Source organism: Vibrio sp. PID17_43, assembly GCF_002608565.1.
Taxonomy (GTDB): Bacteria; Pseudomonadota; Gammaproteobacteria; order Enterobacterales; family Vibrionaceae; genus Vibrio.
This window is the reverse complement of sequence record NZ_LIXM01000003.1, coordinates 17,975-41,162: the sequence shown is the minus strand read 5'-3', so window position 1 is coordinate 41,162 and position 23,188 is coordinate 17,975. Positions and strand designations below refer to the sequence as shown.

The 23,188-nt window shown below is 43.3% G+C and carries 22 protein-coding genes and 1 pseudogene; 10 read left to right on the top strand and 13 right to left on the bottom strand.

Annotated elements, in window-relative coordinates:
* The first annotated feature begins 346 nt into the window (after window positions 1-346).
* Window positions 347-4,126, top strand: coding sequence for an Ig-like domain-containing protein (locus AK965_RS02785; RefSeq protein ID WP_172438058.1), 3,780 nt, complete (start codon window positions 347-349; stop codon window positions 4,124-4,126).
* A gap of 88 nt (window positions 4,127-4,214) precedes the next feature.
* Here AK965_RS02785 and AK965_RS02780 read toward each other — a convergent pair whose 3' ends face one another.
* The gene (locus AK965_RS02780) at window positions 4,215-4,865 is read right to left on the bottom strand and encodes an HAD family phosphatase (protein ID WP_099078178.1); all 651 of its coding nucleotides are present in this window, start codon (window positions 4,863-4,865) and stop codon (window positions 4,215-4,217) included.
* A 195-nt stretch (window positions 4,866-5,060) separates the two neighbouring features.
* Between AK965_RS02780 and AK965_RS02775 the strand changes: the two genes are divergently transcribed.
* The 3 genes and pseudogenes from AK965_RS02775 to AK965_RS02765 all read left to right on the top strand — a co-directional run.
* Window positions 5,061-5,645: a 2OG-Fe(II) oxygenase gene (locus AK965_RS02775; RefSeq protein WP_099078177.1), complete on the top strand. Its 585-nt coding sequence runs from the start codon at window positions 5,061-5,063 to the stop codon at window positions 5,643-5,645.
* 140 nt (window positions 5,646-5,785) lie between these two features.
* Window positions 5,786-6,811, top strand: coding sequence for a lactonase family protein (locus AK965_RS02770; RefSeq protein WP_099078176.1), 1,026 nt, complete (start codon window positions 5,786-5,788; stop codon window positions 6,809-6,811).
* 65 nt (window positions 6,812-6,876) lie between these two features.
* Window positions 6,877-7,163 (top strand): annotated as a pseudogene (locus tag AK965_RS02765) (AraC family transcriptional regulator); the annotation flags it as partial.
* Window positions 7,164-7,210: 47 nt separating this feature from the next.
* On the opposite strand, the gene arsB reads toward AK965_RS02765, so the two are convergent.
* Both arsB and AK965_RS02755 read right to left on the bottom strand, forming a co-directional pair.
* Entirely contained in the window at window positions 7,211-8,266 is a 1,056-nt protein-coding gene (gene arsB, locus AK965_RS02760) for an ACR3 family arsenite efflux transporter (RefSeq protein WP_099078175.1), read from the bottom strand.
* Between the two features lie 85 nt (window positions 8,267-8,351).
* Window positions 8,352-8,693: a helix-turn-helix transcriptional regulator gene (locus AK965_RS02755; protein WP_099078174.1), complete on the bottom strand. Its 342-nt coding sequence runs from the start codon at window positions 8,691-8,693 to the stop codon at window positions 8,352-8,354.
* Between the two features lie 940 nt (window positions 8,694-9,633).
* Here AK965_RS02755 and AK965_RS02750 point away from each other — a divergent pair.
* The gene (locus AK965_RS02750) at window positions 9,634-10,791 is read left to right on the top strand and encodes an amino acid permease (protein ID WP_099078348.1); all 1,158 of its coding nucleotides are present in this window, start codon (window positions 9,634-9,636) and stop codon (window positions 10,789-10,791) included.
* 115 nt (window positions 10,792-10,906) lie between these two features.
* Here the strand turns inward: AK965_RS02750 and AK965_RS02745 are convergent, their stop codons facing one another.
* The 7 genes from AK965_RS02745 to AK965_RS02720 all read right to left on the bottom strand — a co-directional run bounded on the left by AK965_RS02745 (window position 10,907) and on the right by AK965_RS02720 (window position 15,119).
* On the bottom strand, window positions 10,907-11,011 hold the full coding sequence (locus tag AK965_RS02745; RefSeq protein ID WP_301182218.1) for a hypothetical protein: 105 nt from the start codon (window positions 11,009-11,011) through the stop codon (window positions 10,907-10,909).
* A gap of 4 nt (window positions 11,012-11,015) precedes the next feature.
* Window positions 11,016-11,210, bottom strand: a complete 195-nt coding sequence (locus tag AK965_RS20615; protein WP_253252651.1) for a hypothetical protein — start codon at window positions 11,208-11,210, stop codon at window positions 11,016-11,018.
* Between the two features lie 8 nt (window positions 11,211-11,218).
* Window positions 11,219-11,602, bottom strand: a complete 384-nt coding sequence (locus AK965_RS20610; protein WP_143699927.1) for a hypothetical protein — start codon at window positions 11,600-11,602, stop codon at window positions 11,219-11,221.
* Entirely contained in the window at window positions 11,547-11,843 is a 297-nt protein-coding gene (locus AK965_RS20605) for a hypothetical protein (protein WP_099078171.1), read from the bottom strand. The genes AK965_RS20610 and AK965_RS20605 overlap by 56 nt, the downstream gene beginning before the upstream one ends.
* A gap of 227 nt (window positions 11,844-12,070) precedes the next feature.
* Window positions 12,071-13,435 (bottom strand): YjiH family protein, encoded by a 1,365-nt coding sequence (locus tag AK965_RS02730; protein WP_099078170.1) that lies wholly within the window; start codon window positions 13,433-13,435, stop codon window positions 12,071-12,073.
* A gap of 472 nt (window positions 13,436-13,907) precedes the next feature.
* A complete protein-coding gene (locus tag AK965_RS02725) occupies window positions 13,908-14,579 on the bottom strand; it encodes a YoaK family protein (RefSeq protein ID WP_099078169.1) in 672 nt (223 codons plus the stop codon).
* Between the two features lie 138 nt (window positions 14,580-14,717).
* Complete coding sequence (locus AK965_RS02720) at window positions 14,718-15,119, bottom strand: GFA family protein (protein ID WP_099078168.1); 402 nt, start codon at window positions 15,117-15,119, stop codon at window positions 14,718-14,720.
* A gap of 286 nt (window positions 15,120-15,405) precedes the next feature.
* Here AK965_RS02720 and AK965_RS02715 point away from each other — a divergent pair, with 286 nt between their 5' ends.
* The 4 genes from AK965_RS02715 (at window position 15,406) to AK965_RS20835 (ending at window position 18,446) form a co-directional block, all read left to right on the top strand.
* Complete coding sequence (locus AK965_RS02715) at window positions 15,406-16,035, top strand: hypothetical protein (protein ID WP_099078167.1); 630 nt, start codon at window positions 15,406-15,408, stop codon at window positions 16,033-16,035.
* 123 nt (window positions 16,036-16,158) lie between these two features.
* Window positions 16,159-17,445 carry a peptidoglycan DD-metalloendopeptidase family protein gene (locus AK965_RS02710; RefSeq protein WP_099078166.1) on the top strand — a complete coding sequence of 429 codons (1,287 nt, stop codon included), beginning with the start codon at window positions 16,159-16,161 and terminating at the stop codon, window positions 17,443-17,445.
* A gap of 389 nt (window positions 17,446-17,834) precedes the next feature.
* A complete protein-coding gene (locus AK965_RS02705; RefSeq protein WP_099078165.1) occupies window positions 17,835-18,185 on the top strand; it encodes a hypothetical protein in 351 nt (116 codons plus the stop codon).
* Between the two features lie 129 nt (window positions 18,186-18,314).
* A complete protein-coding gene (locus tag AK965_RS20835; RefSeq protein WP_099078164.1) occupies window positions 18,315-18,446 on the top strand; it encodes a hypothetical protein in 132 nt (43 codons plus the stop codon).
* A gap of 83 nt (window positions 18,447-18,529) precedes the next feature.
* On the opposite strand, the gene AK965_RS02695 is transcribed toward AK965_RS20835, so the two are convergent.
* The 3 genes from AK965_RS02695 to AK965_RS02685 form a co-directional block, all read right to left on the bottom strand.
* Window positions 18,530-19,108 (bottom strand): glutaredoxin domain-containing protein, encoded by a 579-nt coding sequence (locus AK965_RS02695; protein ID WP_099078163.1) that lies wholly within the window; start codon window positions 19,106-19,108, stop codon window positions 18,530-18,532.
* 57 nt (window positions 19,109-19,165) lie between these two features.
* Window positions 19,166-20,011 carry a DMT family transporter gene (locus AK965_RS02690; RefSeq protein ID WP_172438057.1) on the bottom strand — a complete coding sequence of 282 codons (846 nt, stop codon included), beginning with the start codon at window positions 20,009-20,011 and terminating at the stop codon, window positions 19,166-19,168.
* Between the two features lie 421 nt (window positions 20,012-20,432).
* Entirely contained in the window at window positions 20,433-21,401 is a 969-nt protein-coding gene (locus AK965_RS02685; protein ID WP_099078162.1) for a porin, read from the bottom strand.
* A gap of 557 nt (window positions 21,402-21,958) precedes the next feature.
* Between AK965_RS02685 and AK965_RS02680 the strand changes: the two genes are divergently transcribed.
* A complete protein-coding gene (locus AK965_RS02680; protein ID WP_099078161.1) occupies window positions 21,959-23,011 on the top strand; it encodes a porin in 1,053 nt (350 codons plus the stop codon).
* The last annotated feature ends 177 nt before the right edge of the window (window positions 23,012-23,188 follow it).

Sequence of the window (23,188 nt, the reverse complement as noted above, 5' to 3'; positions counted from 1 at the left end):
CAATAATTGTTATTATGTAACAATATTATTTTTGGATGCATATAATTTGCATGATGGCAAATAGCATCGTCTTTTGTGATGAGCAAATTGATTTTTTTTAATCTGGCGCACACTTTATTGACTTTGAACTAGAGTCTCAAAATTTTGTGTGCTGGGCGCTATTTTTCTGGTTGCCATAATTTTGGCGAAAAAATTCGTTTTTATTTTGGCATAATTACAAGTGTAAGCTTAGTCACATTTCGTTACATGCGTCTGCTGTGCCGCGAAAAAAGTTCGCACCTATAATGCTTGTCCATTTTATTGTTTTTATAAATCCCTAATTATGAGAAAGAATACACTAGCTATCATGCCAAGTGTTTTAGCACTTACGATCGGAATGGCACTGCCGGTAGCTCACGCGGCAGTTAGTACAGATGCAACTGTTGTTGGTTCTGAGAGCCAATGGTGGAATACATACAAAGTCACCTTGACTAATGATGGCACTAAGCCGGTTGAATTGCGCGACGCGAAAATTGTGTTTGATTCAAACATGTCAATGTCGACGCCATCATGGTCTGCACAAGGGATTAGTTACCCAGCACTGAAATTTACCAGCAACGCACAAGGCAGTGTGTTTTACAATACACTTTCACTGTCTTTTGCTGATGGCAGTTGGATCAAGTCACTACTTCAACCGGGTGAAAGTATTGAGCTAACGCTTGGTGTTAATGGTGTATTGGATCTTTCTCTGCTTCAAAATACGATTCGTCTAGTGGCAAATGATGAAGGTGACGTTGGTGAACCAGAAATCTCTATTCAACTTGCGTCACCTGCAAATGGTGCTGAGTTTGAAGAAGGCCAAACGGTCGCCATGCTAGCAAACGTAAAAGCAACAAATACTAACGTTAAGGGCGTGACGTTCCATGTTGACGGTAAGCAAGTTGCGAGTGTGACTAATGCGCCTTTTCAAGCAAACTGGGTAGCAGCAGGCGAAGGTGCTCACACGATTAAAGCGATTGTTGAAGATGCATCGGGCGTGAAGAAAGAACACTCAGTTCGCATTACCGTAAAAGCAAAAGAAGTAGATCCACCAATCATTCCTGATGATGTGATCCCGTTTGTTCCGGGTCAAACCCAAGTAAATAATGGCGATCTGGTTATCTATGACGGCGAGTGTTTTGTTGCAAAAAATAACCCTGGTGTATGGGAAGCACCAAGTGCAGAGTCATGGTTTTGGGATACTGTTGAATGTCCAGGAAACCCTGGTGAACCTGACGTACCGACAGTACATGAACTCTCATTTGTTTCACCAACTCAGGGACAATCACTGAATGTTGATGAAGCGACGATCATCAAAACTCGAGTAGAAGGTGAGTTAATTTCTAAAGTTGAGTTTTGGGCTAACAATAGCAAACTAGGCCAACAAAATATTGCGCCTAGCCAAACGCTTTACTCACAGTCTTGGACTCCAGGCGAATTAGGCAATGTAACGCTTCAAGTTCGTGTACTTGATCAAGATAACCAATTGGTAGAGCAACAAACGATAACGGTTTCAGTAGAGGAAGCTGGTGAGGATTTCGAGAAGCCAGAAGTAAGATTTGTGACTCCTGTGAATGCCTCGATCATCGAAAAGGATCAAACCGTATCGATTTCTGTTAGTGCTACGGATGCAGACGATGATTTGTCGCGTGTTATTGTAAAAGCAAATAACAAGCAAATTTGTGAATTTGACGCACAAACAACCAAGCAGTTTGCGTGTGATTGGAAAGCTTCTGAAGTCGGTGCGATTGCACTTGAAACGGTTGCAACGGATGCCCAAGATCTATCTTCCACAGCACGTGTAAAAATCACTGTCGAAGAAGTAGCCACACCAACGCCACCACCAGGTGGATTATGTGCTGACTTTAATGTCTACCCAGACTGGCCGCGTGGTGATCATGCGACAGGTGGTGACATTATGGTCCACAAAAATATCGCGTACTCCGCGATTTACTGGACACAATCCGTGCCTGGTAGCGATGCATCTTGGGCTCTTCACCTAAACTGTGACGGCACAGAGCCTGGTACAGCGCCGCTTCTATCACTACAAACCCCAATGGACCCAGTTCGTCTAGAAGTTGCAGGTTGGCCAAATACGTTTGTTGTTGCTAGCCCATCGTCAAGCGCACCAGCAACATTGACAATTGGCGCGAACAACAGTGACGTGCTAGCAGATACCGACGCATTAACACGCGCATTTGTTTCTTTCATTGAACAAGCTGAGCATGCAGGAGCTTCATCGATCATCATTACTAGTGATGTACTTGATCAAGCGACACAAGATAAAGGTGAGTCTTTCGGTACGGTTGCGGTTAAAGATGCGCTGATTAATGCGGTAGATATTACCGGCAGCAACATCGACGTTGATGTCATCAATGCACTGAGCAATGATGTGAAAGGCTGGGCGCAAGCGCACAACGTGATCATCGCTACACTTGCACCAGAAGCAACTTATGGTTGGTCACTAAACATCGGTGATTTTGCTTACGATACTCATTCAGGTCGTCAGTCTGTATGGGATGAAGCGTCAGTTTTCACCGCAGATTTACTCGATAACTTTGAATTGTACAAAGCAGACGCTGCAAACAAAGCTGACTTTGTTGTCTTCACTAAATCAGACGTAACAAACGCACTATCAAGCGACCAATGGCACAACGCACTAGAGTACGTGAAACAAGTGACAGATTACGTGAAGACACCTGCGATGCTGGCAAACATGCCAACGGATCAAACCGCGGGTTACTTCATGGGTGACACGCAAGGTAAGCCGCAACTTCGAAAAGCAGCGTACAGCAACGTATTTGCACTACTATTCAACCAAGATAGCGAACAGTTAACGGCTAAAATTGAGCGTTACCAAGATGCGAAAGTGCCACTGTACTACGTGGGTGAAGAGTTAGAGAAAGGCTCATTAACTCGTATTGAAGCACTGAACCAACAGCTAGCGAATGCTGAGTCTGTCATGGATAATGAAGCGTTCCTATATGAAACGCCGCAATCGCAATGGGTTCCTTCTACTGTGTACAAGTGGAATGACTTCTTGGACGGCTTGAACGCAATGCACAACATCGGTGTGGCTGGCAACAAGTTCTGGTTGATGAACGATGGTATCGATGATGAAACCAACATCAAATACGCGAAAGTTGCGATTGCTGCATTCTTAGCACAAAGTATGCAAGAAACTATCCGTTACAACGCATGTGACGAGAACAACTGGTCTGAAGTGAAATACGGCGCACCAACGGATTACCCGATGTCAGCGAGTTGTGGCCAGTTGGGTCAGAAATACGCGGATTACGGTGTGAATCCAGTATCAGGTTTAGACTACGCTTACTCTTGTCCACGCGATAACAAGATGGAAGTGAGCGCTCTGACGCACGCCAAATGGTACGGTGCACCAGCGCCAGTATTTGCGGCACCTGACACGGTACTAGAAGAGCGAGGTCTACTTGTTGATGGTGCTGTTGGTCGCTGGACGAACAACGGCCACTGTAACGACGTACCAGAAAGTGTAGATACGTCTAAGCAAGTATGGGAACGTGACGAATGTAAGACTTACGTTGGCCAAAAAGCAGGTAAGTTTATTTGGGATGGCAGCAGCCAAGAGAGTGTAGAAGGTTGTGGTTGGTGGGGTCGTGGCGTTATCCAGACGACTGGTCGTCAGAACTTCGGCACTCTTAACCATTACCTAGGCCGTTCACACGTTGATCCTGAAACAATCGGCAAAACGATTGATGGCGTAACGGTTGAAGCGCCGCCAGCGAACCCGCTATACGCAGAACTTGATTTCTGTTCAAACCCAGGTTTGATCTGTAGCTCTGAAGAGAACAAAGAGATTAAGTGGATTGCAGGTCTGTTCTACTGGGTAACATCGGTACAGGCTTACAATGACGAAGGCGGTCAGTACGCTGGCTGGAACTACTACAACGAGCTGAAAAACTACGTTGATGGTGGCCTGAAAGGTTCACAATTCATCGATGACGTTTCTGGCATTGTAAACCGTGGCTGTCCGGATTTGACCTGTTCGACTGGTGACGTTCACAACGTGAAAGAACGCCGTGATAACTTTATGCTAGTACTGCAAAAGCTGGGTCTTGATCCGCAATAAGCGACAAAAGCTTAAACTTAACAAACAAAGCCATTACCGAAAGGTGATGGCTTTTTCATAGAAAGCCTTTGACTATCAAAGTATTAGGTCATCGAGATTTTTTGATTTCGTTTAACGCATCATGCAATGATGTAACGATCGCATGGCCAAATCCACGCACTTCTTCACATGGTTCAACTAAATCAGGGATTTGATACGTCACCATATTGGCGGCTACTGCGGAGCGAACGCCGTTGTTAGAATCTTCAAACGCTAAGCATTGTAATGGATTAGCATTGAGGCGTTGTGCCGCCAATAGATAGATCTCAGGATCTGGTTTGCCATGAGTTACTTCACAACCGGTTGTCAGGCTATCAAAGTACTCACTTAACCCCGCAAGCTCGAGCTTCTTCTTGGCGATTTCGTTCGCGGTTGATGTCGCGACGGCGATAGGAATGCCTTGAGACTTTAACCACTCTAGAAGCTCAATTACCCCATCCTTTACTGGGATAGCTTGGTGCTGTACCACTGCGTTGTAACGCGTGCGCCATTCTTGATGCAGGCGGTCCAAGTCGTCCCCGTAGGCTTTACGAAAGATAGCTTCGATACCCGCAGCATTACGGCCAATGATGGACAGATAAACTTGTTTATGGAACGGAAGGTTTTGTACTTCGCATGCTTCTTTGAATATTTGCATGCAGACGCGCTCAGTGTCGAGCAGTAGGCCATCCATATCGAAAATAGCAGCTTGATAATTCATTACTTTCCGACTTGTCAGTTGAGATTGTGCATTTTGACATAACCACCATCGTTTTACTCGGTAAATTGAGCGGCTTTATGACGCTAAGATTCCTTTGGTCAACGTAAAGGTTTTTAGGGCTCTAGCTACGCTTGTCTATACTAAGGCTTGTCATTGCAGTATCGATTTTTCAATGGTTCATATTGAGGAGAAAATATGCAGCAGCTCATTAGTTCGCTTTTATCTAAAGGTTACTATGTATGGGATGATTTTCTGACACCGGATCAGGTTGAACACTTAAGGTTTTGTTTGCCTCACCGCTGGGAAGAAGCGCATGTCGGGCACCACGATAAGAAAATGCTTGAACGTAATATTAGAAGTGACGACATTTGTTGGCTTTCAAGTGAGCTCGGTGAGCCAGTACAACGATTTCTTACCCGGATGAAACAAGTTAAAAAGGTGATGAATCAGAAACTCTATTTGGGATTGGACGATTACGAAGCACACTTTGCAAAATATCGACCTGGTTGCTTCTATAAGAAACACCTAGATAGCTTCCAGAAGCTGAATTACAGGAGGGTATCTACCGTGCTCTACTTAAATGACAATTGGCAGCCTGCTGATGGAGGTGAACTGGTTATTTATGATCAGAGAGAGCGTGAATTACAGCGAATTTTGCCTAAAGCAGGGCGGTTATTGTTGTTTTTTTCTGAGCAACATCCCCATGAGGTACTCACTTGCAACAGGACAAGATTTAGCATCGCAGGGTGGTTCAAAGTCAGCAATGTGTTGCCGGGGTAGAATCCAAACGTTAATTTAGAGCAAAAAACAACCAAGGGTGATGTGTGCATCAAAGATGCAATTGGACTGCAAGAATAGATTGCTGTTTGGCGACTCGGACGGCAAGGTATCTAGAACAATTCCAAACCAATGAAGTCATTATGCCAGTCAATGATTATTTGCAATTTTATGTTGGAACCTATACCGATGCACCGAGCCAGAGTTTAGGTATTGCCCGTGTCGGGCTCAATGCTCAAACAGGTGAAATTATAAGGCTTGATGATGGATTGGTGTTACGAAATCCGTCTTACCTTACATTGACCCAACACGGTCTTTACACCTTTAGCGAAGTCGATAGAAAGCAGGGAGCTGCGCTGACCTTTTCAAAGGCGGAGAAGGAGTACACCGTCCCTATTGATGGCGATTACCCTTGCCACGTAGATTGTTTTAATCAGTTGCTTGCCGTGGCGAATTACGGTTCAGGGAATGTTGTCGTTTACTCGCTTGATGATCAGGGCAAACCGTTAGCCCCTATCGCTGATTTACTTATCCCAGGCTATGGACCTAACAAAGAACGTCAAACCTCTCCCCATGCTCATCAGGTAACGTTTTTAAAGTACTTAAGCCAACTTGCTGTTGTTGACTTGGGTAGTGACCGTGTACATTTATACGACTATGACAGGAATCAACAGGCTTTCTCTTTAGCTCAAAGTGTGGAAATGCCAGCGGGTTCTGGACCGCGTCACTTGGTGTTCAATCGCCATGAAACGGTGGCTTATGTTGTTTGTGAGCTGTCAGAGACCTTGGTTAAGCTCATCAAGCATGAAGGGCTGTGGCGTTTAGTGAATCAAACTAAGCTGATGATGGATGAAGTAAGCCAAGAGGCGGCTGCCGCCATTCGTCTCTCTAGCGACGATAAGTTCCTGTACGTATCGTGCCGAGCGCAAAATAAAATCGTGGTGTTTGATGTCTCAGATGAAGTGCCTAACAGGCTCGCGATTTATGAATGTGGCGGCGTTTTTCCGAGAGATTTGATTCTATCGCGCGATGGGCGGTGGATGCTGGTTGCTAATCAGCACTCCAATAATCTCATGAGTTTCCGTCGAAACCCAGATACAGGTGAATTGATCCCAACTGGACATACATACGAGATGGGCTCGCCGGTGTGTGTGGTCGAGAAGTTATAGTCATTAGAATGAACGCAATAAGCCCAATTAGAGGTTTATCAGCACTAATTTGTTGAATGTAATGGTACCAACCGCTTGCTGAGTGCGGTGTATTGCATCATCTATTTGCGGGCTCGAATACGACATTTAGCCAAAAGTTAAGTCGTTATCTGGCTCATTCTCCTGGAGAAGAACACAGCTGGAGGCTGTAGCGGAGCGTTTTGCTATGAGCCGTGCGACTATGATTCGTAAGCTTAAGCAAGAAGGTACTCAATAACGAGAAGTGTTGGCAGAAGTTCGCTTTAGCCAACGGTTTAAAGGCAAGTTCGGCCTAATGCCGAGTGATTATGTCAAAACGGTTGTGTCTAATTAGTGCATGCCGTCTATACAACATGCACTTTCAATCGTCATAACACTCGGCTATTTATAGTATTTTTGCTTCAGTCTGAGTGCTATGTTTACCAAGGCAATCAATACTGGCACTTCGATCAGTGGACCAATCACACCAACAAAGGCTTGGTCTGAATTCAGGCCAAATACCGCGATAGAAACCGCAATCGCAAGCTCAAAGTTGTTGCCTGTGGCCGTGAAAGCAATCGACGCATTCTTGTCGTAATCGATGCCCATTTTCTTACCAACGAAGAAGCTCACAAAGAACATCAACACGAAGTAGACAGCCAGTGGAATGGCTACTCGGAACACATCCATTGGCAGCTCCAAAATCATTTCGCCTTTCAAGCTGAACATCAGCACGATAGTCGCGAGCAGGGCGATAAGCGTTATGGGTGAAATACGTGGGATGAACACCTCGTTGTACCACTGCTCACCTTTCGCAGCGACTAGCCATTTGCGGCTTAAAAAGCCCGCTAGGAATGGGATACCAAGGTAAATTAGTACGCTTTCCGCAATGTCCATCATTGAGATATCCACCACGAAACCGTCGTAACCAAAGACTGGCGGAAAGACAGTGATGAACAACCATGCCATGGCACTGTAAGTCACGATTTGGAAGGCACTGTTGAGTGCAACTAGTGCTGCGCCGTATTCTTTGTTACCGCCACCGATATCGTTCCATACAAGCACCATTGCAATACAGCGAGCAAGACCGATGAGAATGATACCGACCATGTAACCCGGATGATCACCTAGGAAAATCAATGCAAGGATGAACATCAAAATAGGGCCGACAATCCAGTTCATGACCAAAGACAGCGTGATCGCTTTTTTATCTTTAGTCACTGTGCCTAGCAAGTTATAGTTCACCTTTGCTAGCGGCGGGTACATCATCAAAATCAAACCAATTGCTAGTGGCACGTTTGTGCTGCCTACTGACATTGACTCGTTCCACTCAGCAACTTGAGGGAATGCTGCGCCAATACCTACACCGATTGCCATTGCTACAAAAATCCAAACCGTTAGGTAACGGTCCAAGAAGCTCATTTTGTTGTTGGCACTGTTTAAAACGTGGGTCGTCATAGTGTTCTCTTGTTCGTTTATCGTCGAAAGGCGATGATTAAAGGTACAGTTTATCTCTACACACCTTATCAGCGTGCAAAGGCAATTAATCAAATAACTTAGAAAATCCTAGATTGAACTGTTCAAAGGCGTCGCGTTGAATGCGGTAACAGACTTTAGGTGGGTTTGGTTCCGCGCTGATAAAGCCTGCTTGCTTAAGAATACGCAAGTGCTCTGAAACCGTAGATTGTGCAAGACCCAGTTCAGAAACCAAATCACTGTTCAAGCAACCGCCCATGGTATCGAGAGTGTGCAGGATATGCAGAATACGCAAACGTGCTGGATGGGATAAAGCTTTCGCTTGTGCTGCCAGAGTTTGTTCATTCTCGAGTTGTTGTTGCGTTGTCTGAAAAGCAACTTCGCACTTGTCGTTGCATTTATCACTCATTCGCTGGCCTTAATAGTTCATCGTCGAATTACGATTAAGTGTACGTCTGCTTTACGCAGGATGCAACTGTTGAATCAAATGGGTAAATTTGAGCGCAAATACTGGTTCAGTCACGTTGTATTTGAGTTAGCGTGTTACTTCATAGATAAAGAGAAAGAGCAGACGTCGAGTTTTCAAGGCGTTATTAAAGATATTATCCTCACATGGGGGCTAGATAAAGAGTTATGATGGTTTATCAGGCAATACGCAAACGAGTGGATACACCGCAACAGAATTTGCGTAAAGTTGGTGTGTTAGGGGGCAGGGAAAGATGCAAATGCTGGGAAAATAAAGCCCAGCATTCAGACACTCATTTACCTAAATTTTCGAACCGTAAATCAGCGTTTAGAGGTATGTGAACCGAAATCAATCGGAACAGAAATAATAATAACGGTATTGACTGCTCGAGGCTATGCCATGGATTTCTAATGGCTGAACACAAACTGTAAATTCTATTGTACACGCCGAAGCGACACACGCGCTTTCACTCTTTGGTCGCCATCTAGCGATAAATGCCTAATTCCAGTTTAAAACCTCAGCATGTAAGCGGTAAAAGACTCGAGTTGTTAAAATAAATTGCTATGAGGCGGGCCTTTTTCTTTTCAATTCTCCAGTTTATGCCATACAATCCTTTCGAACCAAACCCATTAAGCAGAGATGGGATTGACGAAAAGATACGCTGATTTTGCTTCGAACCCAAAATAAGCCATTCTGTTAATCGAAAATTTGCCCGGAAAAGCATCCCCTTAACGCAATCATGCTCATGCAGAATTGAACCCTCATGAGTTGTGGCTTTTGGTTCGCTGATTGCCAGTGGTATTAAGGTTGGGTCTTTCCGTAGATCGCGCAAAAAATGCGCGATATGTACACAACTAACGGATTAAATTTAGAGGTATTAACCGTGAACCTAAAACTTGTCGGCAGCTCCCTGATCATAGCAGGCACTGCTCTTGGCGCTGGTATGCTTGCTATACCAATGGTGCTTGCTCAATTCGGCCTTCTTTGGGGTACTCTTCTCATGTTGGTCATTTGGGCAGGAACAACCTACGCTGCTTTACTTTTACTAGAAGCTAGCTGCAAAGTCGGTGGTGGTGTGAGTATGAATGCCATCGCTCGTGAAACCTTAGGTAAAGGTGGTCAAGTCATTACTAACGGCTTGCTTTATGCCTTACTTGTTTGTCTCCTCATGGCTTACATCATTGGCGCGGGCGATCTCGTTCAAAAAGTGACGGCGTCTATCGGTCTTCCAGTTTCGACAATTACCAGTCAAGTTGTCTTTACCGTACTGGTCGGTCTTATTGTTTCTGCAGGTACTGCTGTGGTGGATAAGCTAAACCGTGGCTTGTTCATCGGTATGATCGCAGCACTCGTACTTACCCTAGTTTCTCTAGCGCCAAATGTGTCGTTTGACGGTTTAAGTGAGGTTGTGAGTGATGACAAGTTGACGCTGATCAAAACCAGTTCTGTTTTATTTACTAGCTTCGGTTTCATGGTGGTGATCCCTTCTTTAGTGACTTATAACAAAGAAGCAAGTAAAACGGACCTACGTAATATGATTATTATAGGTTCAGCAATCCCACTCGTATGCTACTTATTATGGCTATTTGCAGTCGTGGGCAACTTACCACCACATGAACTTGTACAGTTTTCGAATGTATCTGAGTTGATTTCTGTATTAGGACAACAGTACAGTGGTCTAGAGTTCATTCTGTCAATGTTTACTGGTTTGGCTTTGCTGACCTCTTTTTTAGGTGTTGCGATGGCGCTTTACGACCAAAATGCTGATTTTTTGAAAGTCAGTAAACCAGTCGTATTTATAGCAACTTTTATTTTCCCACTATTGGGCGCAATATTCGCTCCTGAGCACTTCCTTGCTATCTTGAGCTATGCTGGAATCATTCTCGTTTTCCTTGCGGTGTTTGTTCCTCTATCGATGACAATGAAGGTTCGTCGTATGCCAGCAGCAAGTAGTGACGTATATGAAGCTGGCGGTGGTATCGTTGGCATGAGCATGATCTTCCTGTTTGGTTGTTTTCTATTGGTTGCTCAAGCGGTGTAATTACTGGTTGTTATAAGTCAAATTATTGAAAAAGCCGCTTATCTTTATGGATAAGCGGCTTTTGTCTTTTTGGCTTGATAAATTCACGTGATTTTTGGCGATTCATTGAAATGGCCTAATACCAATAATCCAAGTGATTTCGATCATGCGTTCGCTGTGTAAGTGTACGAACTTCATCCGCAACAACCGCGAAGTTAAGACCTGATTCACCGGCACGCACGGCTTCAATTGCGCCAATTCTTGCAGTTGGTTTTGGATCGCAATAGCAGAATCTTGAGCACCTCGGCAGTCACACGCGTTGCACTTAGAATTTGACTAGAAATCCGCTTCGATTCGATCATTTGATTTTGCAAATTATCCATAAAGGTATTAAAGCCTTTTGCGAGGTCAGCAAACTCGTGGTCAGTTTTCGTATTCAAACGTTGAGTCAGATCACCGTCGCCAGAAGCAGCGGCTTGAATTGTGCGTTATTGAGTTCATCAAGAGGGCGCAATAAAGGACGGATAAGAATAGTAAGTGCAATGATTGACGTGAATACCGCAATTAAAGAATAGATGATGGCATTGTTGCGCAGTGTTGTCACAGAAGCATAGGCAATGTTTTCATCAACAATGGCACCGACGTACCAGTTTTCACTTGGAATGTGGATCAGCACAACCATAAAGTCATTTCCGTTTATCTCTATATGCTGAGAACCTCGCTGTAAGTTTGCTTGAGGCAAGTAGCTAGATAGTTTTTCACCATTGTATTTGCTCTCAGGGTGGGCGTGGATCAAAGCTTGCGTCTGCTTCCCAAGAGTCATCATTTTCAAGTAGAAAACCGTTCTTATCATAGCCTAAAGCAATGGTTAGAAAACCGGATTTTAATGTCGATTTTTCAATCATTTCCTGGATATGGTTATGATTGGCAGGTTCGATTTCAATGATCTCTGTGGTCGATTGCGCAAGGTCTTTTTTTGCTTGTATCTCAGACTCTACGATCATCCCAACACTGGATAGAATTTCATGGACGCTTGAATCAATGTGCTGTTGGATTTGAGTGCGGATCGTCATTACTTGCTGTGTTGATAGTAAGGACACCGTAATAAGCAGCAATGAAATTTATGGATTAGATTTCATTTACTTTCAATTTATTTAAATCTATCAAGTCAGAGGGGGATTGCCATGAGGCTTTGCGGTATCTACCTGTTTCAGAGAGGTTTTTAATTAAAGTGGGCTTAATTATGTATGGATTTATAAAAAAGGCCCCAATATTATGGAGCCTTTGAAATTTATTTATTTTAGAAAATGAGGTGAGCGACACCGGCAATGACAGGAAGCGTAATCAAGGTACGTAGAATAAAGATAACAAACAGCTCTACGATGTTGATAGGGATCTTGCTACCTAATAATAGCGCACCGACTTCAGACATGTAGATAAGCTGAGTTACTGACATCGCTGCGATCACAAAGCGCGTCATTTCGTTATCGATAGAAGCGGCTAAAATCGCAGGGATAAACATATCAGCAAAGCCAACAACAATAGTTTGCGACGCTGCAGCAGCTTCAGGGATTTGTAGCAGCTCTAAGTAGGGAATGAATGGTTGCCCTAGAATTTCAAATATAGATGTGTATTCAGCAATCACTAACGCAACAGTACCCATACCCATCACGACTGGCAGTACGCCAAAGACCATATCGATAGCGTTGTGCACGCCTTCTTTAAATACTGACTGGAACGAAGTAACTTGGCCTGCTCGTTTAAGCGCCAAATCCATACCCCAAGAGAATCTTGTATGACCCGCAGGCACTGCATCGGCATCTTTTTGAGGTTGACTGCCATCCATGTAGGTGTCTTTCTTAAAGCTCAAAGGTGGCAAGCGAGGAATAATAATTGCGGCAACGACACCAGCTAAACAAACTGCACCATAGAATGGTAGGAATAAATGTTCCAGTTGAACCTGAGCGATAACAACCAAACTAAATGTAATTGATACCGCTGAGAATGTGGTACCAACTACGGCAGCTTCGCGCTGAGTGTAGAAGTTATTTTCATACTGTTTACTCGTTAGAAGGATACCGACACTGCCATCGCCTAGCCAAGAAGCCATACAATCAATCGCACTACGACCCGGCAGATTAAATACTGGGCGCATAATTTTACTTAGCAGTGCACCAAATAATTCAAGAAGACCAAAATTAAGCAGTAATGGTAACAACAGGCCAGCAAAGATGAACACCGCAAATAGCGTTGGTAAAAGCCCTGTTAGAACGAGTCCACCGGTATTTTCTTCCCAGATCGCTTTCGGACCTACCTGGAAAAATGTCATTAGGACTGCAATTCCACCAATTAGGCGAATGAATAACCAAAGTGGCGATGGGTTAAAAAGGCCGTTAAGGAAACCGCTACGAAGAATGGCAGCTGGCTTGAAGATTTTACAAAGAATGGATGCTACAGCCATAAACGCAATAATGATGGTGACGATAGTGATAAGGGTATCGCCAAGAAAAGCAGGAATGACTTTCGCCATTACCGCTACAGGAATAGTCAAGCCACCGTCATAAGAGATAGGTGCCATGAAGAGTAGAAGACCAATTAGCGATGGGATGAAAAACATCCAAAAGTTGCCCTTAGGTGCATCGGCAGCATTCGTATTGTTGTGCATATTTTTTTTCTCGTGTTACTACTAGTCAATAGTTGCCATGTTGTATGACATAAGTATTCACTAAACATCCGTATTTAATCACAGTGAGTGGAGGTTACCCGCAAACTGTATCCATGGCAATACTATTCATTAAATACATCTAGTTATTCAGCTGTTTTCTCGGTGATATTAGCGAAGTTCAGGCTGTTGTATATGAACGGGTTATATGTGTTAGAAAATTGTAGCATTTTGACCGAGGTATGTTCTTGGTTATGAAGTACAGTGTGACTAAAGCAGTAATAAATCGAGAAAATGTGACGTTAATCACAAATGTGTAATGGGAATTTGATGTAGTGAGGTTATTGTATATGGCGGATAACAGCACGAAGTTCTAACGAAAAAACCGTGTCATAATGTGTTTTGTTCTACATGATGAGAAAAATTTGAGCGTGACATGACGGTGTAAACAGAGTGCTTAAACCGCCACATCTCATTAGGCCGTTTTGTTTCTTTCTAATTGGGCTAAGTAACCCCAGTAAGCAAATGCAATGATGAATGATAACATCGCAGGGAATGCGAGCGCATAGAGGTCATAAACATTAAAAAGGGCTGCGCCAGCGGTACCACCGAGTAAAAAGCCAAAGAATATGAATACAAAAAGTTTAGCTTTACGCCGATCAAATTGACGTCCACGTAGACTTTCACCAATCATGATTCCAAGGTCGGTAATAATACCGGTCATGTGGGTGGTCCTTACCACTGCGCCACTAAAGGTGGTGATCATTGCGTTTTGTAAGCCACATGCGGCAGAAGCGAGATATTGACCGTATACATCCCCTTGAACTAAAAAGCCTAAACTCAGAAGCAGTAGCCCCCCCTCAATACAGAGGGCAATACCATAACGGCGGCCAAGCTTAAGTGCAGTACTTTCAATAAAAAAACCACTGAACGCAGAACCAATCAAAAAGCTGAAAACGATGAAAAGCAGGTGAATGGAACCTTCCACACCAGTTAGTAAGCTATTGCCTAGCTGAGTTACGGTTCCTGAAAGATGCGTTATCGCTTGATGCTGAAAGCCAAGTAGACCTACAGCATTGACGCAACCTGCAAGGAGGGCCAGTAGAAAAGCGCCATACTCGACCCAACGAGGAAGTCTGGAAATCACAATAAAACCTCATCAATGTTAGGTCAGGATTATATACCCAAATAACCTAGAGATGCGAGGCTCTGTGAGAATGACTTAGTGTATAGATGTGGCAGTGATTTGAACGTTAATCGGTTCTAAGCTGGGCTGGCTAGGAAATTAATCGATGTGTTCCATCGTACATTCAAAGCTTACCCAACCGTGTTTTCTTTGTTCATAAATTGAAATTGTTGGGTTAGGAAACTCTTTATTGTCAAATAATCCAATCGGGATAATGGCATAACCTGGTACGTTTGAAAGTAGTAAGCGCATGGTCGTTCCACAAGCAGGACAGAACTCATATTGAACGTTGTTTCCCAGATCACTGATTCGGGTAAAAGAAATGACGTTACCATTGAGAACAACTTGATGTTTTTTGAATCTTGCTTGAACGCCGAATACACTCCCTGTTCTTTTTTGGCACTCAAAACAGTGGCGTATAGAAGTACGAACGGGTTCGCCTGTACAGCGCAATTGAACTAAACCACAGGCACATTCGCATGTATGAATATTACACTTCATTGTCATTACCTACCAATTATCCTTGATATGCCTAAATAACTAAGAAACGTTGGCTCGATGAGCTTGAGTTGGTTTACAAACGTGGCGACGGTTTGAAGATTGAGAGGTGCTAAACCTTTAATCGATGATAACGCTCTGAGCTCGGTATCTTAAAGCTACTTGGGTATTATAGTTTAGTTTAATTTTGAAACACTTGAAGTAATGAAAGAAGCGAGGTTTGAAGTTAAAGGCATTAATTGGTATATACTCCGATCATTAATGAGAACGAGAACACAAGGAAGTCTCCATGACTCGTAGGAAATTTCTCCCAATTCCACTTATTCTTTTGATCCCGATTATATTGCTGGCCATGGTTGTGATCGCTGGTGTTTATCGCTTTAGCTTGTCCGATGAAGACATCATGGCGAAATTTCCTCAAGTGCAGCTTCAATCGAATTCTATCATCGCAGAAGTGTTGGGAATTCAATCACAAAACCCATGGACAATCCAAGTACCTGAGCAAGGCGCCGTTACTTTCCTTGAAGAATGGGACAAAGAACATGGTTTTTTGAAAGGGCAATATGATGCTGGCGCAACAAAAGGAGAGGTTGTTGTGCCGACGGCATTTATCGCTCAGCGAGATATTGCGGGAACACCTTGGCTTGTCGCCCCAGTAATCGTAACAACACAAGGCAGTGGCGCATTCTATTATGTTGGGTTGTTTAAATTTGATCCAATACCAAGTCGAGTGGTTTTGCTTGATAGCGTGTTTATCGGTGACCGCATTCAAATGTCAGATCTAGAGTGGGCCAGTGATACAGAAATCTTGCTGACTTACCTTCAGCATGGTGAAAATCAAGCGATGGCTGAACAACCAAACCAATTGACCTCCGTAGCCTTAAAGCGTGTTGGCAATGACCTACTTATGCAACAGTAGTATTGTTTTTTCGACTTATGAAAAAAATAAGTATTTTTTGCGCTAGATCTCATAATTTACTAGTGATTTCTTATTTGGGAATGAATAAGCTATGAGCCTTGCTAAAAGGAGATGATAATTCCCGTGTCTACAAATGAAATTACAACAAAACGGTTGCCGAATCTGGCAAGTCGTAAAGCGCTACTGTTGTACTCCTTGCCAGTGTTAGTTGCGATTGGTGTTTCTCACTCTTTCAAAGAGTCTTCTCTTACTAAAACCATCGCCTTGAACCTGCCAGAATCGCAGGTTGTTGAAAGAATTCTTGATGCGACAACGACGGAAGTTGTCACTCCCCCTAACTTTGAGTATCAAATTCAAGCTGGGGACAATTTAAGTTCCATATTTAGTCAACTAGGTTTTGGTTACAGCTCGTTGATGAAAGTAATGGAAACAGATCTAAACTTCCTTGCTCTAGATACCCTCAAGCCAGGTAATACTCTGCGGTTTTGGCGTAATGAGTCAACGGATGCACTTGAGAAAATGGAACTGCAATTCTCAATTGCAGACAAAGTGGTTTACCAACGCAACGAGGATGGTAGCTATGACTTCTCTGATATCTCGATTCCAGGTGTGTGGCATCAAGAGGCGCTCGTTGGCGTGATTCATGGCAGTTTCTCTTCTTCTGCAAATCGCCTAGGTTTAAGTTCTGCTGAAATTAGCCAAGTAGTGAGCCTTTTAAAAGAGCAGGTTAACTTTGGAAAAGACTTGCGCGCTGGAGATCGTTTTGAAGTAGTACGCCGCTCTCAAACCATTGATGGTGTTTCGACTGGTAAGAACGAAATTGAAGCGATTAAGATTTACAACCGTGGCCGTGAAGTAACGGCTTACCTTCATACTGATGGTCAATTTTATAGTGCGAAAGGTGAGAGCCTTCAACGAGCCTTCCAGCGTTACCCTGTCACTCGTAGTTGGCGTATTAGCTCCGGCTTCAACCCTAAACGTCTTCACCCTGTAACGGGTCGGGTTGCTCCCCATAACGGTACTGACTGGGCAGTGCCTAATGGCACGCCAGTAGAGTCAACGGGTGACGGTACGGTAATCATGACGCGTAAACACCCATATGCGGGGAATTACGTAGTAATTGAGCACGGAAATAAATATAAAACACGTTACTTACACTTGAGCAAGATCTTGGTCAAAAAAGGTCAGAAAGTATCTCGAGGTCAGCGTATTGGCTTATCGGGTAAAACAGGGCGTGTGACTGGTCCTCATCTTCATTATGAACTGCTTCAATATGGTCGCCCGGTGAACGCGATGCGTGCGAACATCCCAATGGCGAGTTCAGTGCCGAAGAAAGAGATGGCGAGTTTCATCGCTAATCGAAATGAGATGGAGAATCTGCTTAAAGAGAAAGCAAAAGCAGTGCTATAGAGCAGAGAAAGACCAAACATCGTTTGGTCTTTTTTGTTTTGTTCACTAGCGTTTTTTACCCTTTAATCGAATTTTTAGGTAATCGAGGAACAGTCGAATACGAATGTGTTGCTACTCTGCTTGCCTTTCGCGGTATGGTCACTTTTATGTGCGTTTACCTGCTTGAGTTTTGCTCAGGGAATATCTTTTCCTGTATCGACAGACTGATAACAACGTCGTTCATTCCTAAGTTATATAGCCTAGCCATTCTTGTTGAACCAAGCTTCTCGAGGTTACTTGGGTATGTAAGTTGAATCTACTTGCAACGCAACAAGCTCCTTTCTAAAATGCTCAGCAAATTACGCCAGTTACCTTATAGGTAGCCTACCCGTTAATCGTTAGGTGAAATCATGCAACAGAACGAGTTTGAAACACTACTAAAAGAAATTGATCAGACAGAGACCCTCCCTCAAGCACTTGAACTATTGAAAGCATGTGAGGAAGAAGAGATCGCACAAGCGGCACAATCATTAACTGGTCAGTTTGGTCTTGCCGAAGTTGAAGGTGAAAAACGCATTTACCATATTACAGTTCATCAAGACGAATCTGGTGAAGAACAAGAGTTCGTTGAACATGTCATGAATGAAGGTGACCAGTTGATCAAATTTTCCGCATGGTTTTTTGAAACTTTCTTTGAAATCAAGCAGAAAGATACATACAAAGCGGCAGGTAAAACTTACCAACAGCCAAAGCGCCAATAAAAATAGTTATCGCTAGAATAAAAATTTATGTAATAAAGCTACGAAGATAACGTGATGCGTGTCTTGTTTTTGTGTGGTTGTGGTGTAAAATTACAACATAACCAGTCAATTACTTCGTAGGAGAAGAGCATGGGTTACGGACTTGGTGGTGTTTACATGGGTCAAATGATCGGTAAAGAGGCCATGCATAAAGCGCTTTATGGTAAAACGAAGAAGAAGCCTTCAATGTTTGCGCGCTTAATGAAAAAACTAGCGAATTAAATCAAAAAGCCCTGATTAACCATCAGGGCTTTTTGATTTCTATGAGAAGGGGCGTTTACTCTAAGCTGTTTGGCTAGGGATCGCTATACTTTACCGAGTCCTTTTTCTGCCAACCACTTTTCTAAATTGTCTGCGCCTCCAATGTACTCTCCATCTAACCAGATTTGGGGCACAGTAACGGGTTTTTTATCACCAATGATGGCTTTCACTTCTGGGAGCATTCGGTATAGTGCCGCACTGTCTTTAACAACATCATGATATTGGTAATCCACTCCAGCTTGAGTCAATAACTTCTTCGCTTTTATGCAGTATGGGCATGTCGCTTTACCATAAACGATGTTACCTTTAAGCTTGTCTCGTTTCGCCCATTGAGCAATAACTGACTGCACAAGCACGCCCCGGTTTAGTGCTTCCCCTTGGCTGATGACTTTACCTTCCACGACCAGTATAGGGGCATGCCATGCACCTAGTGTTAAAGGCTCCCACCAATGTGACAACCAATCTTTTACGTCTAATTCGACGGGAACGCCTGCTAATTCGTTTTCAAACGTATCAGCAAGGATATCTTTCGTAAGGGTACACTCACCACACGGGATATTTACTTTGAATGGTCCCCAGCTACCAGCCCAGCGGTATAGCGTAATTTTGATTGGTTGTGCCATAGAGTGATCCAGATTTTCCTTCATGCGAACATAGAATTAAAAACTCACGGTTTTAATTTAGCGCACTTTTCTTTTTTTTGCTTCCCAATGAGTAATAAACGCTATTGAACCAATGATAATCGCCGCTCCTAGCCATAATCGGCCAGGAGGAACCCAACCAAATACCAGCCAACCTGCAAAAACGTTAAGTGGCAGTTTTGCGTGGTCAAATGGTTGCACGAATGAAGCATCAGATACGGCATATGCTTTAACAATAGCCCACTGAGCGAGGGCGGTGAGTACGCCAGCCAGAATAAGGATCCCCCATACGCTCCATTCATTCGGCATGGAGAAAGTTGGAGCCGCTAACAAGATATTGAAAGGAGTAATCAACAGCAAAAGATAAACCACCATCGTCGAAGGCGGATCGTTTACCGACATCTTTTTCACCATCAGTGAATAGGCTGCCCAAAAGAAAGCGGCACCAACGGGCAACAACGTAGCCCAAGTAAAGGAGTCTGACCATGGTTCAAGTATGATCATTGCGCCAACAAAGCCCGTAATAGTGGCAATCCAGCGAGCGGTACCGACTTTTTCTTTTAATAGCAACCCAGAGCCAACAGTGGCAAATAACGGGGACGTCATCAGTAATGCGATGCCTTGCCAAATTGGCACTGGATACGCCAATGCCCAAAGCCACAACTGAATACCAATAACGGATAAAAAGATTCGAAAGAGGTGCCAACCGAAATGCTGAGTTTTAAGTGACTGCCTGATGCCTAATGTTTTTAGATAAGGCAAGATCGCAAATAACGCAATAGCATATTGGAATAACGCAAAGGTAGTGGATTGTACGCCAAAGTGGATACTTGCGATTTGAGCGAAGTTATTGACGATGGCGAATGCCAAGCCTGCGGCGAGCATCCAACATGCGCCTTGGACAGGATGATGATTCAATTGGATATTTCCGGTTTTAAACAATGGGTAGGATCATACGTTCTAATGTTGGGGTAGCCAATAAAAAAATGCCTCCGATAGGGAGGCAACATTACCAATTCAAAGGACGTGCCTACTAAAGTAGGTACAAAGAACGAGAAGCACAAACGCTGCCATGCATTTGCCCGTTTTAATGTAGCAGTTAGTGTGCCAACTATTAACTTGTTGATTTGTATTGTTTTATTATTGGTGGGGCTAGAGGGATTGCACTAATTTCGGGAATGAATGGATTAAAAGAGGGCAGTTGGATTGCAGTAGACAATCTCCAGATTTTATCCTGATTAAAAATGACCGGCACGAAGCGCCGGTCAAAAACTTGCTACGATATCGTTTTGATTGGAAGTTATGGTTAGAAGTCGTAACGAACACCTATACGCAAGGTGTCTTCACCTTTAATTACGTCACCGAATTCATTTTTTTCTTTATCAAGTTGGTTCATGTAGTAAGACAAATAAGTGCGGAAGTTGCTGTTTAGTTTGTAGTAACCCACAAGATCAAAACCTTCAACCGCATCGTATTTTGCAGCGCTATTTGGGGCATTTTCTTGGAAAGTGTATAAACCTGCGACTGTAAACTTACTGGCTAACTTGTAGCTTGCAAGTAGCTCATAAGCGGTAAAGTCTTCAGAATCTGTGAGTGCACCTTGTGAGTAAGTACCTGCAAGGTAAAGGTTATCTAGCGAGTATGCGATACCGCCAAGGATTTGGTCTTCTGAGTTATCTTTGTCTACATCACCGCCTGAGTATGCAAGACCTAGGTCAAGCCCCATTGATAGAGAGTAAAGACCCGAAATGCCGTATTTGTCTTGCTTGTCACTTGAGTTTGCTTGGTAAGTGGCTTGAACTTGTAAAGCGTCGAATTCGCCACGGTAAGCAAAAACGCTATCCTGCTTATCTGAAGATGAGTCAATGACTTGTTGAACACCAGAAAACTCAGTGATATCCGTCATGTCTGAGATGATAACGGCAGCCATGTCTTGACGACCTACAGAGAAACGACCTGCATCTGCGCTTACGCCAACATACATATAACGGTTTTTAAATTCGCTTTTACCGGTTTTTTGTTCTGCTTCGTAAACACCAAATGCAGACAGACCGTTACCGATGTCAGTCTTACCTTTTAGGTTTACACGCGCACGTGACTTATCTTCCATAGAACCGTCAACTTCAGCACCGCTGGAACCAATAAAGTCACCTCGGAATTCTACGCGACCACCGAGTTTTAATTCTGTGCCACCATCTTTATAAACCATTGCTGCAAAAGATGATGTTGATACCAATGCTGTAAGAATTGCAGTAGAAAGTGCTGCCTTTTTCATTTTTTATTTACCTTATTTGTTATCGATGGGCTTTCTTGCCCGCTGTATTGATGAGGCTAAGGTAAACGGTAAAAATGAAAGGTAGATTTCTGTTAGGTTATGATTTTATTGCAATTTTGTTTCTGTTAGAGAGGGTGGTTCAATAGTGGTTGATGAACACATAGGGTTGAAGGCATGTGTTTATTTTTTTTAGTTATTTTATTTGAATATTTCTTTAAAAAAGTTTGTGAAGAGGTTTGTCTACGCAAACTGTAACTGCTACCAGTCTGTAACTGTGATTTAAAATATGTTCTTTCAGTTGTTTAGCTCAATAAATGACAGGTGGAGTAACAAATTGTTTTGTATTTTAGGTTTTTATCGCGATGTGTTGCATTTTTGGGTGGGGAAACGGAAGCCTCTTTCTAGTTAATTAGATTTTTTTACTCTACCAAAGGGAACTATTGCAATAAAGTGACGCACAGTTGTTACGCAAAGGTGACTTGAAATGGGCGTAATAAATGCCCTGTGAGCTTTTGAATAAAACTGACGTACAAACGAATAAATACATGGACTTTATAATGAATAAGAAATTCCTAGCAGCAGCAATCGCAGCAGCAACTTTTGGTACTCAAGCAGTAGCAGTAGAGCTATATAATAATGATGGTACAACGTTCTCTATTGGCGGTCATGTTTCTGTTAACCTAAATGGTTCTGAGCAAGGTGACACAGATGTAGGTACAAACTCTTCACGTATCAACGTTAATGCAACTCACGATATCGGTGAAGGTTTCACTGTTGACGCTCGTGGTGAATGGGCTCTTAACTTCCTAAACGGTGGCGAAAACTCATTCACAACTCGTCTTGGTTACCTAGGCCTAACTCACGATGTATATGGTCGTGCAGTGGGTGGTACTCAGTGGGCACCTTACTACGATGTAGCGGGTGTTGCAGATATGCCAATCGCGTTTGCGAACGACTTTATCTACGATGACCACAGTAACCTTGGTACTGGCCGTGCAGACAAAATGCTTTCTTACCGTAACGCTATCGAACTTGGTGAAGCGGGTAAGCTTGGCTTTGGTCTAGGTTGGCAAGGTGCGAAAGACAAGTTTTCTCGCAACGACAAGGATCAAATTGTTGACGGTGCAAACTACGATGACCGTATGCAACTTGCGCTATCATACTCAATCATGGACGCGAAGCTTGGTTACACGTACAACACGGGTGACTTCACGGCATTTGGTTCTAAGAAAGAAACGGCTGAATCTCACCTAGTATCTGCAGCTTACGGTTCTTACGGTAAAGGCCTGTACGTAGCTGCTGTTTACGGTTCAAACGAAAACATGAACTTTGATGGCAAAACTCGTCTAGCTGATAGTGATACGTACGAAGCGTTAGTCGCTTATGCACTGCCAAGCAGCCTAAACTTAAGCCTGAACTACGAAATGGTTGAAGGTAAAGCGACTAAAGCAAGCTCGACTGAAACTGCACGTGAACAAATGGCGGTTCAAGCAGAGTACAACTTCACTTCTAAGTTTGTTGGCTTCGCTGGTTACCAGTTTGACCTAAACGATGCTAACAATCGTAAAACAGACGACAAATGGGCGTTCGGTGCTCGTTACTACCTATAATAGCAACTTGTCCTAGTTGTTTTATAAGCCAGCATCGTGCTGGCTTTTTTTAACTCCGTTATTTACTCAATGGTGGTGTGTCAGCTTGATAAAAACGGGCTGAATGTCTTATTTTTAATATCCAGAATTGATAATTAGTGTTAGTAACTCAAAGGCTTAGATTATGATGTTGCCTTT